Genomic DNA, 15,290 nt, shown 5'->3' on the forward strand with positions numbered 1-15,290 from the left:
ACACCGCCTCCGGACCGGTCGAGCACGGGAGCGCGCCGCTCGATGAGCCCGAGAGGGAAGGGTGCGCGATGCCTCTGCTGGAGCCCGACCCCGACGCACTGCGCCCCGACGGTCACCGCGAGGCCCCCGCGGCCGACCGGGTCCCCGAGGACCGGGCCGGGGGCACCCCCGAGCCACTGCGCCGTGACCTGATCGCACTGCTCGGCGCCGACAAGGTGCTGACCGGGATCTCCGACCTCGTGCGCTACGCCTCCGACGCCAGCCCCTACCGTTTCGTGCCGCGGGTCGTCGTGGTCCCCGAGGACATCGACGACGTCTCGGCCGTGCTCTCGTACGCGCACGGCAAGGGCCGCGAGGTGGTGTTCCGCGCGGCGGGGACCTCACTCAACGGCCAGGCGCAGGGCGAGGACATCCTCGTCGACGTACGCCGGCACTGGACCGGCGTCGAGGTCCTCGACGGCGGAGCGCAGGCCCGTATCGCGCCGGGCACGACCGTCGCGCGCGCCAACGCCGCGCTCGCCCGGCACGGGCGCGTGCTCGGTCCCGATCCGGCCAGCGCGATCGCTTGCACGGTCGGCGGCGTGGTCGCGAACAACGCCTCCGGCATGACGGCGGGCACCACCCGCAACTCGTACCGAACGCTCGCTTCGCTCACCTTCGTCCTGCCCACCGGCACGGTCGTGGACACGGCGGAGCCGGACGCCGACGAACGGCTCGCGCGTGCGGAACCGGCCCTGTGCGCCGGGCTCATGGAGCTCAAGGCGGAGATCGAGGCCGACGCCGGGCTGGTCGCCCGCGTCCGCGCCAAGTACGCGATCAAGAACACCAACGGCTACCGTCTGGACGCCTTCCTCGACGGCTCGACCCCCGTCGGGATCCTGCGCGGTCTGATGGTCGGCTCGGAGGGCACCTTCGGCTTCATCTCGGAGGTCGTCTTCGACACTCTGCCGCTGGAGCGACGGGTCTCCGCCGCGCTGCTCTTCTTCGCCTCGCTGCCGGCCGCGGCCGCCGCCGTGCCCCTGTTCACCGCCGCGGGCGCCTCGGCCGTCGAGCTGATGGACGGCAACACACTGCGCGCCTCGGTGAGCGTCGAGGGCGTACCCGCGGACTGGGCCGGTCTCCCCGGCCCGACGACCGCGCTGCTCGTCGAGTTCCGCGCCCCTGACGAAGCCACGCAGGACGCCTACGAGGCAAAGGCCCGCGCGACGCTGGAGCGGCTCCCCCTGGTGTCCCCCGTGCCCTCGGTGGCGAACTCCTTCACCCGCGACCAGCGGATCGTCGCCGGCTACTGGAAGGCCCGCAAGGCGTTCGTCACGGCGGTCGGCGGTGCCCGTCCGTCCGGCACGACGTTGATCACGGAGGACTTCGCGGTGCCTCCCGAGCGGCTCGCCGAAGCCTGCGAGGCGCTGCTGGAACTCCAGACCCGGCACGGCTTCGACGCCGCCGTCGCGGGCCACGCCGCCCACGGCAATCTGCACTTCCTGCTGGCCTTCGACGCGTCCGAGCCGGCCGATGTGGAGCGTTATGCCGCCTTCATGGACGAGTTCTGCCGCCTCACCGTCGAGCGCTTCGACGGATCGCTGAAGGCCGAGCACGCCACCGGACGCAATATCGCGCCCTTCCTGGAGCTCGAATGGGGCACCGGGGCGACGGAGTTGATGTGGCGCACGAAACGGCTGATCGATCCCGACGGAGTGCTCGCGCCGCGCGTCGTGCTCGACCGTGATCCGCGGGCGCACGTGCGAGGCCTGAAGACGATCCCGCGGGTCGAGGCCATCGCCGACCCCTGCATCGAGTGCGGCTTCTGCGAACCGACCTGCCCCAGCCAGGACCTGACGACCACACCGCGCCAACGGATCGTGCTGCGCCGCGAGATGATGCGCCAGCCCGGCAACTCCGCAGTCGAGAAAGGCCTCCTGGAGGCGTACGGATACGACGCCGTGGACACCTGCGCGGGCGACTCGACCTGCGGACTCGCCTGCCCGGTCGGCATCGACACCGGCGCCCTGATGAAGGAGTTCCGGCACGCGCGGCACTCGCGGCGCGAGGAGAAGGCGGCCGCGCTGGCCGCGCGGCACTTCCGCGCCCTCGAGGCCTCGGCCCGGCTGGCCGTCGCCGCAGCGGACCGGATCGGCAGTCGGCGGGTCACCGCCGTCACGCGCGCGGCGCGCAGGGTCGTACGCCCGGACCTCGTGCCCGAATGGCTGCCGCGGATGCCGGGAGCCGCCGGCTCCGCCCTGCCCGCCACCGCTCGCGTGGGGGCCGTCGCCGTCTACTACCCGGCCTGCGTCAACCGTATCTTCGCCGGCCCCGGAGACGTGTCGCTCGCGCGGGCCGTCGTCGCGGTCTCGGAGCGGGCGGGAAAGCCGGTCTGGATCCCGGACGACGTGAAGGGGACGTGCTGCGCGACGATCTGGCACTCCAAGGGGTACGACGCGGGCAACGTCGTGATGGCCAACCGCGTCGTCGAGGCCGCCTGGGGCTGGACCGCCGGCGGCAGACTGCCGCTCGTCGTGGACGCCTCGTCCTGCACGCTCGGCATCGCGCGTGAGGTCGTTCCGTATCTGACCACCGACAACCGGGAGTTGCACGCAGGGCTGACGGTCGTCGACTCGCTGGTGTGGGCCGCGGAGGAGCTCCTCCCCCACCTCACCGTGCGCCGGACCCTCGGCTCCGCGGTGCTCCACCCGACCTGCTCCATGCGGCACTTGGGCGACGAGGCACAGCTGCGTGCGGTGGCCGAGGCGTGCGCCGACGAGGTGGTGGTGCCCGACGACGCCGGGTGCTGCGCCTTCGCGGGCGACCGCGGCATGCTCCACAGGGAACTCACCGAGTCGGCCACCCGTGAGGAGGCGGCGTTCGTGACCTCCCGCGATTTCGACGCGCATCTGTCGGCGAACCGTATGTGCGAGGTGGGCATGGATCACGCGACGGGCCGCGGCTACTACTCCGCCCTGCTGGCGCTGGAGCACGCGACCCGTCCCGTGACCGAGGGCCGGTCCGGGTGACCCGGCGGGCCCTCCGGACACTGCCCCTCCGGACACGGCTCCACCGGGCGCCGGGCACGGGATACCGGACGGCGGGCGCCGTGGAGGGGCGTCCCGGGTCCGCCGTCCGTCCTCGTCCAGGCCGCCGGCCCGGGGAACCGCGGCCCTTCGGCGCCCGCCTCAGCAGCCGGTGCGATCCTCCGTCAACACCCCCTGCACGGTGGTGAGGGAGCGGTCGTAGCAGCCTGGCGACCCGTACCGGCGATAGCGCTCGCTCGTCGTGGCGACCGCGTGACGCTGGTCGCGCGACACGTTCGCCGTGTACGTGGCGTCACCCGTGTAGGTGTCCTCGAGCCGTGACCACGCGGTGCGCCGGCCGGCCGACGTCTCGGTCACGGCGGTCCGGTCGCCGAGTGTCAGCACGGTCCGCAGCCGGTCGTCCGCGCCGAGGACGGTCGTGCCGTCCATCGTGTACGTGCGCCGGGTGTACGTCGTCGCGGCGGGGCCGCGTCCGTCGACGGTGACCGTCTCGTCGTCGGTCCACTTCGCCTCGAGGCCGTCCGTGGTCTCGCCGTCGGTCCAGCGGTGCGCGGAGGTGTTCCCGAGGGTCCGGCTGACGGTGGTCCGCACCCGGCCGTGCGAGGTGTCGAGGTATCCGGCGACCGTCAGACGGTGCCCTCCCTCGGTGTCGAGCCGACTCTCCGAACCGGGCTTGTACGTCGAAGAGTTGGCGAGGTCGCCGGCCTCGGCCCGGGTGAGGGCACCGCCCACGTGGGCGCGACGCGCGTCCTGCCAGACAAGTACGTTGACCGGCACGCTCCAGCCGGACTGCCCCTCGGGGACACCCACGACCGAGACGTCGATCCGGTGCGGACGCCCGTCGTTGAGCAGACCGGCGAACGGAGTCAGGTCGTACTCGACGGGCTTGACGTCGAAGGCACGGGGCCCCGGAATCACGTACCAGAGGAAGGGGTTGGACCAGCCGCCGGTCCACACCGTCGGGAACGGCTCGGCGATACCCGCGAGTTGGCCGTCGACACTGATCTGCACCTCGCGGTAGGGACCTTTGTCCGCCTTGCAGGAGTAGGGAGCCTCGTCCGGGACCGTGAGATACCAGTACTCCTCGCAGCCGCCGCCGGACCCGGTCGCGTACACCTCGGCGATCACGCGCTCGCTGTTGCGCGGGGTGGTCAGGGTGCCGTCCTGGAGGGTCAGGACACGGTCGGGGGTCGCGGCGGACCCGCCCGCGTAGAACGTCAGGGTGGCCCTGACGTCGAGGACGCCCGTGTACGTGTCGTCGACGACGTTCCCGATGAGCATCTCGACGTCGCGGCCGCGCCGGAACGTGTCGCTGTAGCGCGTCACGTCCTTCTCGACGGACCACGCGATCCCGTCGGGCGACGGCTCCGGGGTGGACGTACGGAGGATCTCCACCCCGCCTACGTGCAGATACCCGAGGCGGTCGAACTGGCGCCCCTTGACCTTGCCTTCAAGGCGGAGCACGACCTTGCTCCAGCGGTCGCCGCAGCCCTTCGGCGGGGTGTAGGTGCCCGTGTAGGGCGTGAAGTCACGGAACTGCGCCTCGGCGAGGGTCACTTCGCAGGAGGTACCGGCGGGCCTGCCGACGGGCGGGGAAGCGGTGACGGGGTCGTGCCAGTCGCTGCCGAACTCGGCGGGCACGTCGGCGGATCGAGCGACGGCGGGCGCGCCGGACGCATGAGCCGCGGCGGACGCGGGGGCCGCCGGGGCCGGGCCCGCCCCGAGGAGGGCGCCCGCCACGAGGATCACCCCGGCGAGCATGGACATGATGACCGGTCTACTCATGTGCGGTGTTCTACGGGGCGGTTGAGCCGTCCGCAATGGTGCCCCGGCGGCCGAAGCGGCGAAACGGCGGAGCCCCGGCGCGACGGGTCAGGCCTTCAGGTCCGCCTTGTCCCCCATCACGACGACGGGGTGCTGGTCCGGGTCGAGTGTGCGCAGCAGGTACTCCATGGCCGGCTTGGACAGGCTCACGCACGCCGACGTACCGCTGCCGTGGTCCATGTGCAGCCAGATGCCGCCGCCCTTCTCGTCGCCCCACGGGCGGGTCGGGTCGTCCGGCGGATTGCCCTTGAGGCGGTTGTAGTCGATGGCGATGACGTAGTCGAAGTCGTGCCAGTGCGACTTCGCCCAGTAGTGCGGTGCCTGGAAGTCCTCCGACTGCGTGTACGGGAGCCGGGCGCCCGGGTCGTCGAGCACACCACCGGCGTCGCTGAGCGTGAACACGCCGACCGGACTGCGCTTGTCGTCCTCGTGATGGTCGGTGGTCCAGCCCTTCTTCCCGTTGTGCGCCGCCCAGCTGCGGGACTTCTTCCAGGTGGAACCCGACTTCGTGTACAGCACCACGGTGGAGTTCGCGGAATCCTTGCCCTCGCCGTAGACCGCGAGGACCTGGCGGGACTCCGACGGGATCTTCCGCTGGAGCTTGTCACCCACATCGGGGATGCGCCTCGGATCGACCGGGGGCGCGCTCGTACGGGCCGCCGCGCCGTCCGATCCCGCGTGCCCCTTCGTCCCGCTCCCGCCCGCCGAGCCACCGCAGGCCGACAGAGTGACCGCGACGGCCCCGCAGACCAATGCCGCGAGCCCCGTACGCATCGCACCGTTCTTTTGCATGCCGCCCATCCTCGCACCACGTCTCGGACGAATCGCCCGCTCCCCCCGTCCCGGCCGGTCGGGGCCGGTGGGGCCGATTCCGTCCCCCTGCCCGGAAAATCGTTTGCTACCGACCACGTTGCGACGCGAACCTTTCACGGTTTGCTACCGGCCCCCACGGCCGGAAGGTTGCCGAAATCCGCGGCTCCCTCCACCACCTGACACGAGCCACTGGGACGTCATGCAGATCCAAGACCTTCCGTATCCCGACCCGGGCGTGCCGGACACGCGCTCAGGTCCCCGCTTCCTGTGGTGGCTCGGGCGGAACCAGCTCGGTGGTCAGCTCAAGGCCCTCGCCTGGGGCCTGCTGCACTTCGTGGCCGTCTCCGTACTGCCGTTCTGTGTCGGTCTGGCCGTCCAGGCCGTCATCGACCACTCCGGCACCCGGCTCGCCCTGACCGGCGCTCTGATGGTGCTGTGCGGCGCGTGCATCGCCCTGGGGGAAGCCATGCTGCACCGCGCGGCGGTCACCAACTGGATCACCGCGGCAGCGCGCGTGCAACAGCTGCTGGCCCGCAGAACCGCGCAGCTGGGCTCCGCGCTGACCCGGCGCGTCGCGGCGGGCGAGGTGGTGGCGGTCTCCACCGGCGACGTCGAGAAGATCGGCTGGTTCGTGGAGGGCATGTCGCGCTTCACGGCGGCGGCCGTGACCGTGGTGCTGGTCTGCGCTGGCCTGGTCGTCTATCAGCCGGCGCTCGGCGTGATCGTCGCCGTGGGCGTGCCCGTGCTGGCGGTCGCCGTGCTGCCACTGCTGCCCCGTGCCACCCGGCGCGCCGACTTCCAGCGGGAGAAGGCGGGCCGCGCCACCGAGCTGGCCTCCGACACCGTCGCCGGCCTGCGGGTGCTGCGTGGCATCGGCGGCGAGGAACTCTTCCTCGACCGCTACCGCCGCGCCTCCCAGGAGGTCCGCCGGGCCGCCGTGCGCAGCGCCCGCATGTGGTCGCTGATCTCGGCGATCCAGGTGCTGCTGCCCGGTCTGCTGATGATCGTCGTCGTCTGGCGTGGTGTGCAGCTGGCCCGCGACGGCCGGATCACGGTCGGCGAACTGGTCACCGCCTACAGCGCCGTCATGCTGCTCACCTACCCCTTGCGGCATTTCGAGGAAATCGCCATGGCCTATTCCTTCTCGCGTCCGTCGGCCCGGCGGGCCGCCAGGGTGCTGTCCCTGGAACGGGCCATGGACAGCGACGGCTCGCGCGCCGCTGAAGCCCCGGCCGGCGATCTGTACGACCCCGTGACCGGGCTGCTGGCTCCCTCGGGGCGGTTCACCGCCGTGGTGTGCGGCGACCCGGACGCGGCGGGGCTGCTGGCCGAGCGGCTCGGCGGGCACGCCTCCGAGCGGAGCCCCGAGGTGCTCGTCGGGGGCGTGCCGCGGAGCAGCTCGGTGGTGCTCGGGGGCGTACCGCTGGACGACCTGCCCCTGGACTCCGCCCGCACCGCGGTCCTCGTCCAGGACAAGGACCCGGTGCTGCTGTCCGGTTCCTTGCGCGAGCTGCTCGACGTACCCGCGTCGGGTCTCGTGAGCGCGGAGGCGGCGCTGGCCGCCGCGCAGTGCGGCGACGTGCTGGACGCGCTCGCGCAGGGCTCGCTGGACGCCGAGGACCCGATGGACGCCCGCATCACCGAACGCGGGCGCTCCCTGTCCGGCGGCCAGCGTCAGCGGCTCGCGCTGGCCCGGTCGCTGATCACGGACCCGGAGGTGCTCGTCCTGGACGAGCCGACGTCCGCGGTCGACTCCCACACCGAGGCCCGCATCGCCGATGGGGTGCGCTCCCTGCGCGCCGGGCGCACCACCGTGGTCCTCACCTCCTCACCGCTGCTCCTGGACCAGGCCGACCGGGTCGTCCTGGTCCACGACGGCGAGGTCGTCGCGGTCGGCGTGCACCGCGATCTGGTGCGCGACGAGCCGCGCTACCGGGCCGTGGTGACCCGCGAGACCGATGAGGAGGCCGCCGCCGAGGCGGCGGCACAGGCCGCTCTCGGCGGCGTGAGCGTGGACGACGAGGCCGTTCTGGACGGCGTACTGGAAGAAATCGAGGAGACCGCATGATCGGCGTGGCGCCACCGGCGTACGACCCGGCCGCCCCGACGACGGCGAACACGCTGCCCGTCGGCGCGCCCGCGACCGTACGCGCCTACGTGACCGAACTGTTCCAACGGCACCGCAGGGCCTTCCTGCTCCTGGTCGCCGTCAACACCGTGGCCGTCGTGGCCTCGATGGCCGGGCCCTATCTGCTGGGCTCGGTCGTCGAACGGGTCTCGGACCACGCGCGCGAACTCCATCTGGAGGCCACCGCCGCCCTGTTCGTCGTCGCGCTGGTCATCCAGGCCGTGTTCGTCCGGCAGGTGCGGCTGCGCGGCGCGATGCTCGGCGAGCGCATGCTGGCCGATCTGCGCGAGGACTTCCTCGTGCGGTCGGTCGGGCTGCCGCCGGGCGTCCTGGAGCGGGCCGGGACGGGCGACCTGCTGTCCCGCATCACCACCGACATCGACCGGCTCGCCAACGCCATGCGTGAGGCCGTGCCGCAGCTGGCCATCGGTGTGGTGTGGGCGGCGCTGCTGCTCGCCGGGCTCACCGTGACCGCCCCGGCGCTCGCCCCCGCCGTGCTGGTCGCCGTTCCGCTGCTGGTGGTGGGGTGCCGCTGGTACTTCAAGCGCGCGCCGTCCGCCTATCGCTCGGAGGCCGCCGGTTACGCCGCCGTCGCCGCCGTCCTGGCCGAGACGGTCGACGCCGGCCGCACCGTCGAGTCGCACCGCCTGGGCAGGCGCCGCATCGAGCTGTCGGACCGCCGGGTCCAGGAATGGACGGCATGGGAGCGGTACACGCTCTGGCTGCGGTCGGTCCTCTTCCCGGTCGTCAACATCACGCATGTGACGGTGCTCTGCTCGGTCCTGATGATCGGCGGGTTCCTCGCCCTCCAGGGCTGGATCGGGGTGGGCCAGCTGACGACGGGTGCGCTGATCGCGCAGATGCTCGTCGACCCGGTGGGACTGATCCTGCGCTGGTACGACGAGCTGCAGGTCGCCCAGGTCTCGCTGGCGCGGCTGGTCGGTGTCCGGGACATCGAGCCGGCCGCCGGTGATCCGGCAGTAGCGCCGGAGGGACGCGACGTCCACGCGGACCGGGTGCACTTCGGCTACCGCGAGGGAGTGGACGTCCTGCGCGAGGTCTCCCTGGCGGTCGCGCCCGGCACCCGGCTCGCCCTGGTCGGCCCGTCCGGCGCGGGCAAGTCCACGCTGGGCAGGCTCCTCGCCGGGATCTACGCACCCCGGGACGGCCGGATCACGCTCGGCGGCGCCGAGCTGTCCCGGATGCCCGCCGAGAAGGTCCGCACGCATGTGGCCCTGGTCAACCAGGAACACCACGTCTTCGTGGGCTCCCTGCGCGACAACCTGCTGCTCGCCGTCCCGCACGCCCGGCACGGCGCGGACGAGGAGACGCCGGCCGAGGCTACGGCCGACGCGATCGACGCCCGGTTGTGGGCGGCTCTCGGCGCCGTCGACGCGGACGGCTGGGCGCGCGCGCTGGACGACGGCCTGGACACCGAGGTCGGCTCGGGCGGGTTCGCGCTCACTCCGGCCCAGGCCCAGCAGATCGCGCTGGCCCGGCTGGTGCTGGCCGACCCGCACACCCTGGTCCTGGACGAGGCGACCTCGCTCCTGGATCCGCGGGCGGCCCGCCATCTGGAACGCTCGCTGGCCCGGGTCCTCGACGGCCGCACCGTCGTCGCCATCGCCCACCGCCTCCACACCGCCCATGACGCGGACGTCATCGCCGTCGTCGAGAACGGCCGCATCAGCGAACTCGGCAGCCACGAGCAACTGGTCGCGGCGGACGGCGCGTACGCGGCTCTGTGGAGGTCCTGGCACGGGTGAACGGAGGTCGCCGGCCGGGCCGCGCCCGGCCCGGCGGCCGACGCGCCGTTCCGCTCCCGCCCGCACGGTGGACCGGACCGGCGCGCACCCGCCCGCCGGGCGTCCCGCGCCGCTCTCGGCCCGTCTCTCATCGGAGTGGGCCGACGCGGACCGGGCCCGGCAGTGGGCTCCGGTCGGTTGCGTCCCGCTTCGCGCCGGAAGCCGGGTGGCGTTCTCGCCGGGAGCCGGGTCGCGTTCCCGCCGGAGCCGGTCGCACCGGCCCTCCGCGCACCCCGCAAGACGCCCGCGGGGCGGGACGTCGGCCCTTGTCGCACTGCTGGTCGGCCCCTGTGGCGTTGCGCGGTGGCGAAGGGGGGTGGAACCCTGGACGTGGGCACCCGCTCGGGGGACACCCGGGAACCACCCGGTTCGCTCGGGGCGGCGCCCGTGTCCTGTGGCCCGCGGGCCCGTCGTCGAGTACGGCGGCACCGGTCCCGTCCGCACCCCCTGGAGGTAGCCGTGGACAGCGCCGACGGATGGGGAGACGACGTCTACCAGCCCGACGGATCCGAGGTACAGGACGACGCGGGGCTGCTCGACGGCGAGGACACACTGGTCGCCGACGGCGTCAATGACCCCCTGGACCGTGGCTGGTCCCCGCCGGAGCGGCCGTGGGCGGTGGAGAATCGCGGGGTGACCGCCTCGGAGCGCCGGGCGGGCGAGACCCTGGACCAGCGCCTTTCCGAGGAACTGCCCGATGTCGCCGAACCCGACGGTGACGGCATCGGCGACTGCCAGGGCACCGACGGAGAGCCCCTCGACAACGAGGTGGGTGCCCTCCGCTCGGGCCGTCTGGTCGCCCCGAACGAAGGCGCGCACGAGGACGAGGAGAGCGGGCTCATCGCCACGGACATCGGCATCGACGGCGCCGCGGCCTCGGCCGAGGAGGCCGCGATGCACATCGTCGACGAGGACGCCGTGTCCGGCTGACCGGCGCCCGGCCCGCCCCTGCCCCAAGGAGCACTCATGCAGCAGGACAAGCAGCCCGACTACCACCCGGTGGTCTTCCGCGACCGCACCGCCGGCTACGCCTTCCTCACGCGCTCCACCGCGACGAGCGAGCGGACCATCGACTGGGACGACGGCGAGACGTACCCGGTCGTGGACGTCGAGATCTCCTCGGAGAGCCACCCCTTCTACACGGGCAAGGCCCGCACGGTGGACTCTGAGGGCCGCATCGCCCAGTTCGAGCGGCGCTACGGCGGCGAGGAGCCGGGATCGGGCGCGGGCGAGAACGCCTGAGCGGGACGGTCGCCGCAGGCGGGGGCCGCCCGATACCGGCAGCCGGACCGGCGACGCCGGACGTCGGAGTCTCCGGGAAGGAGACGGCCTCAGATGAAGTTCAGCGCGGCCGCGCAGCCCACGCCGCCCAGCAGCATGAACACCGGCGTCAGCACCTTGATCTCGACCCAGCTGCCCGCGCGGAAGCGCATCACCTTGGGCGGGCCTATCGGGTACCAGCGCTTGCGGCCGACCGGGATGGGCCACAGGATCGGGCAGCCGGACACGGTCAGCGCGTCCCCGATGTCGTGAACCAGCGCGCCGAGGATGATCGGCAGGCCGAGCCAGAGGTACTCCTGGCCCGGTGCCGTGAACAGCCAGTCCGCGCCGTTGCCCGGCTTGTCCAGGGTCTGCGCGAGGATCCACGAGCTCGTCGCGGCGAGCAGCCAGACCAGGACGTCGCTGCTGGAACCACGGGCGGCCCGCCACAGCAGACCCTCGATGGCGAGCACCATGTGCACGAAGAGAATGGCCAGGACCGCCCAGCGGCCGCAGGTGATCGCCAGCACCGCCGTACCCGATCCGATCATCACCGCCCACAGCCAGGTATGGGTCAGCGTGCGGTGACCGCCGCTGCGCCGGGGGTCGCCCGGCTTCCTGGTCCCCTTGTAGGCGGCGTAGGAGAGCTTGTCGACGATCTCGCACAGCCTTCGCGACACCGGTCCGAAGGCGTTCGAGATGGTGGCGGCCTTGTGGTCCAGGTCCGGGGCGAGAGCGGCGCCGGCGCAGATCAGGGCGCCGACGAGCAGGACCGGCCAGGGCATGGTGTGGCCGGCCGCGGCGGCCGCAGCTCCGACGCCGAGCCAGGCCGCGGCCCCCGACAGTGAGTGTGCTGGTCCCATCATGGCCGTTCCCCGCCCCATTCCTCTTGTACCGCTGTCCAGTTGCCCGGGCGCGCGGACGCGTCGCCGGCGCCACAGCGTAGCGGTCGTGATCTTTCCCTGAGCATCCGATTCCCCCATCACGTGTATCGACAGGCAAGATGGGGGCGTGACCCTTATCGATCAGCTGCCGCAGACCGCAGACCCCGACGCCCTCTACGAAGCCTTCGAGTCGTGGGCCGGGGAACGCGGTCTCACCCTCTACCCCCATCAGGAGGAGGCGCTGATCGAGGTGGTCTCGGGTGCGAACGTGATCGTCTCGACGCCCACCGGCTCGGGCAAGAGCATGATCGCCGCGGCTGCGCACTTCGCGGCGCTCGCCCGCGACGAGGTCACCTTCTACACGGCGCCGATCAAGGCACTCGTCTCGGAGAAGTTCTTCGAACTGTGCAAGATCTTCGGCACCGAGAACGTCGGCATGCTCACCGGCGACGCCTCCGTGAACTCCGACGCCCCGGTCATCTGCTGCACCGCCGAGGTCCTGGCGTCCATCGCGCTGCGGGACGGCAAGCACGCCGACGTGGGCCAGGTCGTCATGGACGAGTTCCACTTCTACGCCGAGGGCGACCGAGGCTGGGCCTGGCAGATCCCGATCCTTGAACTTCCCCAGGCGCAGTTCATCCTGATGTCGGCGACACTCGGCGACGTCTCGATGTTCGAGAAGGACCTCACGCGACGCACGGGCCGCCCCACCTCGGTGGTCCGCTCGGCGACCCGGCCCGTCCCGCTGTCCTACGAGTACATGCTCACTCCGCTGACGGAGACGCTCACCGAACTGCTCGCCACCAAGCAGGCCCCGGTCTACATCGTGCACTTCACCCAGGCGCAGGCCGTGGAGCGGGCACAGGCGCTGATGAGCATCAACATGTGCACGCGTGAGGAGAAGGACCGGATCGCCGACCTGATCGGCAATTTCCGGTTCACCACCAAGTTCGGCCAGAACCTCTCGCGCTACGTACGTCATGGGATCGGTGTGCACCACGCCGGCATGCTGCCCAAGTACCGGCGACTGGTGGAGAAACTGGCCCAGGCCGGTCTCCTGAAGGTCATCTGCGGTACGGACACCCTCGGTGTCGGTGTCAACGTGCCCATCCGCACCGTGCTGTTCACCGCGCTGACCAAGTACGACGGCACGCGGGTGCGCACGTTGCGCGCCCGTGAGTTCCACCAGATCGCCGGCCGGGCCGGTCGCGCGGGGTTCGACACTGCGGGCTACGTCGTGGCTCAGGCGCCGGAGCACGTCATCGAGAACGAGAAGTCGCTCGCCAAGGCGGGCGACGATCCGAAGAAGCGTCGCAAGGTGGTGCGCAAGAAGGCCCCCGAGGGCTTCGTCGGCTGGACGGAGGGCACCTTCGACAAGCTCATCACCTCCGATCCCGAGCCGCTGACCTCGCGCTTCCGCGTGACGCACACCATGCTGCTCTCGGTGATCGCCCGGCCCGGCAACGCCTTCGACGCGATGCGGCATCTGCTGGAGGACAACCACGAGCCGCGCAAGCAGCAGCTGCGGCACATCCGGCGGGCCATCGCGATCTACCGCTCGCTCCTCGACGGCGGCATCGTGGAGAAGCTCGACGAGCCCGACCCGACCGGCCGTATCGTGCGGCTCACCGTCGATCTCCAGCAGGACTTCGCGCTCAACCAGCCCCTGTCGACGTTCGCGCTCGCCGCTTTCGACCTGCTGGACCTCGAATCCCCCTCGTACGCCCTGGACATGGTGTCCGTCGTGGAGTCCACGCTGGACGATCCGCGGCAGATCCTCGCCGCCCAGCAGAACAAGGCCCGTGGCGAGGCCGTGGCCGCGATGAAATCCGACGGCGTCGAGTACGAGGAGCGCATGGAGCGGCTCCAGGAGGTGTCGTACCCCAAGCCGCTGGAGGAGCTGCTCTTCCACGCCTACAACACCTACCGCACGAGCCATCCGTGGGTCGGCGACCACCCGCTGTCGCCGAAGTCCGTCATCCGTGACATGTACGAACGGGCGATGACGTTCACCGAGTTCGTCTCCAACTACGAGCTCGCCCGCACCGAGGGCATCGTCCTGCGCTACCTGGCCAGTGCCTACAAGGCCCTTGAGCACACCGTCCCGGACGACCTCAAGTCCGAGGACCTGGAGGACCTGATCGCCTGGCTCGGCGAGATGGTGCGCCAGGTCGACTCCAGCCTTCTCGACGAGTGGGAGCAGCTCGCCAATCCCGAGGTGGTAACGGCCGAGGAGGCCCAGGAGAAGGCCGACCAGGTCAAGCCGGTCACCTCGAACGCCCGCGCCTTCCGTGTCCTCGTGCGCAACGCGATGTTCCGCAGGGTCGAGCTGGCCGCGCTGGACCATGTCCGCGAACTCGGCGAGATGGACGGCGAATCCGGCTGGGACGCCGACGCTTGGGGCGAGGCGATGGACAAGTACTGGGACGAGTACGAGGACCTCGGTACGGGTCCCGATGCCCGTGGCCCGAAGCTGCTGTCGATCGTGGAGGAGCCGCAGAACGGCCTGTGGCGTGTCCGTCAGACCTTCGCCGACCCGAACGGCGATCACGACTGGGGCATCAGCGCGGAGGTCGACCTCGTGGCCTCCGACGCCGAGGGCCGTGCCATCGTCAAGGTCACCGACGTCGGACAGCTGTGAGCACAGGAGAATCTCACCGATGACGAACCCCGCCGAGAAGCTCGTCGACCTGCTCGACCTGGAGCAGATCGAGGTCAACATCTTCCGAGGCCGCAGCCCGCAGGAGTCCCTGCAGCGGGTCTTCGGAGGCCAGGTGGCGGGCCAGGCGCTGGTCGCCGCCGGCCGTACCACCGAGGGCGACCGGCCGGTGCACTCGCTGCACGCGTACTTCCTGCGCCCGGGCCGGCCGGGCGTCCCGATCGTGTACCAGGTCGAACGGGTGCGGGACGGGCGGTCGTTCACCACACGCCGGGTCACCGCGGTGCAGCAGGGCCGCACGATCTTCAATCTGACCGCCTCCTTTCACAAGCCCGAGGAAGGGAGCTTCGAGCACCAGCTGCCGCCGGCCCGCGAGGTGCCGGATCCCGAGTCACTGCCGACGGTGACAGAGGAGATCAAGGAGCATCTGGGCGCTCTTCCCGAAGCGTTGGAGCGCATGGCGCGGCGCCAGCCGTTCGACATCCGCTATGTGGACCGGCTGCGCTGGACGCCCGAGGAGACCAAGGGCGCCGAACCGCGCAGCGCGGTGTGGATGCGTGCCGTCGGACCGCTCGGCGACGACCCGCTCGTGCACACCTGTGCCCTCACCTACGCGAGCGACATGACCCTCCTGGACGCCGTCCGTATCCCGGTGGAACCGCTGTGGGGACAGCGGGGTTTCGACATGGCGTCGCTGGACCACGCCATGTGGTTCCACCGCCCGTTCCGCGCGGACGAGTGGTTCCTGTACGACCAGGAGTCCCCCATCGCGACGGGCGGCCGCGGACTGGCCCGCGGACGCATCTACGACCTGAAGGGACGTCTGCTCGTCTCGGTCGTGCAGGAGGGATTGTTCAGGGCACTGTAGGAAGTGTCCGACCATCCCAGGAG

10 protein-coding genes are annotated in these 15,290 nt (G+C 71.6%); 7 read left to right on the plus strand and 3 right to left on the minus strand.

The features are described from left to right. Nucleotides 1–68 precede the first annotated feature (68 nt). On the plus strand, nt 69–3,008 hold the full coding sequence (locus OG788_RS08435) for an FAD-binding and (Fe-S)-binding domain-containing protein (protein WP_406369867.1): 2,940 nt from the start codon (nt 69–71) through the stop codon (nt 3,006–3,008). Between the two features lie 159 nt (nt 3,009–3,167). Here the strand turns inward: OG788_RS08435 and OG788_RS08440 are convergent, their stop codons facing one another. Both OG788_RS08440 and OG788_RS08445 read right to left on the minus strand, forming a co-directional pair. Next, complete coding sequence (locus OG788_RS08440; RefSeq protein WP_406369868.1) at nt 3,168–4,811, minus strand: peptide-N4-asparagine amidase; 1,644 nt, start codon at nt 4,809–4,811, stop codon at nt 3,168–3,170. Between the two features lie 87 nt (nt 4,812–4,898). Continuing rightward, on the minus strand, nt 4,899–5,642 hold the full coding sequence (locus tag OG788_RS08445) for a L,D-transpeptidase family protein (protein ID WP_406369870.1): 744 nt from the start codon (nt 5,640–5,642) through the stop codon (nt 4,899–4,901). Between the two features lie 220 nt (nt 5,643–5,862). Between OG788_RS08445 and OG788_RS08450 the strand changes: the two genes are divergently transcribed. The 4 genes from OG788_RS08450 (at nt 5,863) to OG788_RS08465 (ending at nt 10,838) form a co-directional block, all read left to right on the plus strand. Then, entirely contained in the window at nt 5,863–7,731 is a 1,869-nt protein-coding gene (locus OG788_RS08450) for an ABC transporter ATP-binding protein (RefSeq protein ID WP_406369872.1), read from the plus strand. After that, the gene (locus tag OG788_RS08455) at nt 7,728–9,557 is read left to right on the plus strand and encodes an ABC transporter ATP-binding protein (protein ID WP_406369874.1); all 1,830 of its coding nucleotides are present in this window, start codon (nt 7,728–7,730) and stop codon (nt 9,555–9,557) included. The genes OG788_RS08450 and OG788_RS08455 overlap by 4 nt, the downstream gene beginning before the upstream one ends. A 498-nt stretch (nt 9,558–10,055) precedes the next feature. Further along, entirely contained in the window at nt 10,056–10,526 is a 471-nt protein-coding gene (locus OG788_RS08460) for a DUF5709 domain-containing protein (protein ID WP_406369876.1), read from the plus strand. 36 nt (nt 10,527–10,562) lie between these two features. Beyond that, entirely contained in the window at nt 10,563–10,838 is a 276-nt protein-coding gene (locus tag OG788_RS08465) for a type B 50S ribosomal protein L31 (protein ID WP_406369877.1), read from the plus strand. A gap of 89 nt (nt 10,839–10,927) precedes the next feature. On the opposite strand, the gene OG788_RS08470 is transcribed toward OG788_RS08465, so the two are convergent. Further along, nucleotides 10,928–11,722 carry a metal-dependent hydrolase gene (locus tag OG788_RS08470; RefSeq protein WP_351535261.1) on the minus strand — a complete coding sequence of 265 codons (795 nt, stop codon included), beginning with the start codon at nt 11,720–11,722 and terminating at the stop codon, nt 10,928–10,930. Nucleotides 11,723–11,867: 145 nt separating this feature from the next. Between OG788_RS08470 and OG788_RS08475 the strand changes: the two genes are divergently transcribed. Both OG788_RS08475 and OG788_RS08480 read left to right on the plus strand, forming a co-directional pair. Further along, nucleotides 11,868–14,381: a DEAD/DEAH box helicase gene (locus tag OG788_RS08475; RefSeq protein WP_406369879.1), complete on the plus strand. Its 2,514-nt coding sequence runs from the start codon at nt 11,868–11,870 to the stop codon at nt 14,379–14,381. Nucleotides 14,382–14,400: 19 nt separating this feature from the next. After that, nucleotides 14,401–15,267 (plus strand): acyl-CoA thioesterase II, encoded by an 867-nt coding sequence (locus OG788_RS08480; RefSeq protein ID WP_266755898.1) that lies wholly within the window; start codon nt 14,401–14,403, stop codon nt 15,265–15,267. The last annotated feature ends 23 nt before the right edge of the window (nt 15,268–15,290 follow it).

Source organism: Streptomyces sp. NBC_00647 (assembly GCF_045207245.1).
Lineage (GTDB): Bacteria > Actinomycetota > Actinomycetes > Streptomycetales > Streptomycetaceae > Streptomyces.

Excerpts from the sequence above, each read along its gene's own strand:
- OG788_RS08435 (WP_406369867.1), top strand. The coding sequence starts at position 69 with ATGCCTCTGCTGGAGCCCGACCCCGACGCACTGCGCCCCGACGGTCAC.
- OG788_RS08440 (WP_406369868.1), bottom strand. The coding sequence starts at position 4,811 with ATGAGTAGACCGGTCATCATGTCCATGCTCGCCGGGGTGATCCTCGTG.
- OG788_RS08445 (WP_406369870.1), bottom strand. The coding sequence starts at position 5,642 with ATGCAAAAGAACGGTGCGATGCGTACGGGGCTCGCGGCATTGGTCTGC.
- OG788_RS08450 (WP_406369872.1), top strand. The coding sequence starts at position 5,863 with ATGCAGATCCAAGACCTTCCGTATCCCGACCCGGGCGTGCCGGACACG.
- OG788_RS08455 (WP_406369874.1), top strand. The coding sequence starts at position 7,728 with ATGATCGGCGTGGCGCCACCGGCGTACGACCCGGCCGCCCCGACGACG.
- OG788_RS08465 (WP_406369877.1), top strand. The coding sequence starts at position 10,563 with ATGCAGCAGGACAAGCAGCCCGACTACCACCCGGTGGTCTTCCGCGAC.
- OG788_RS08470 (WP_351535261.1), bottom strand. The coding sequence starts at position 11,722 with ATGATGGGACCAGCACACTCACTGTCGGGGGCCGCGGCCTGGCTCGGC.
- OG788_RS08480 (WP_266755898.1), top strand. The coding sequence starts at position 14,401 with ATGACGAACCCCGCCGAGAAGCTCGTCGACCTGCTCGACCTGGAGCAG.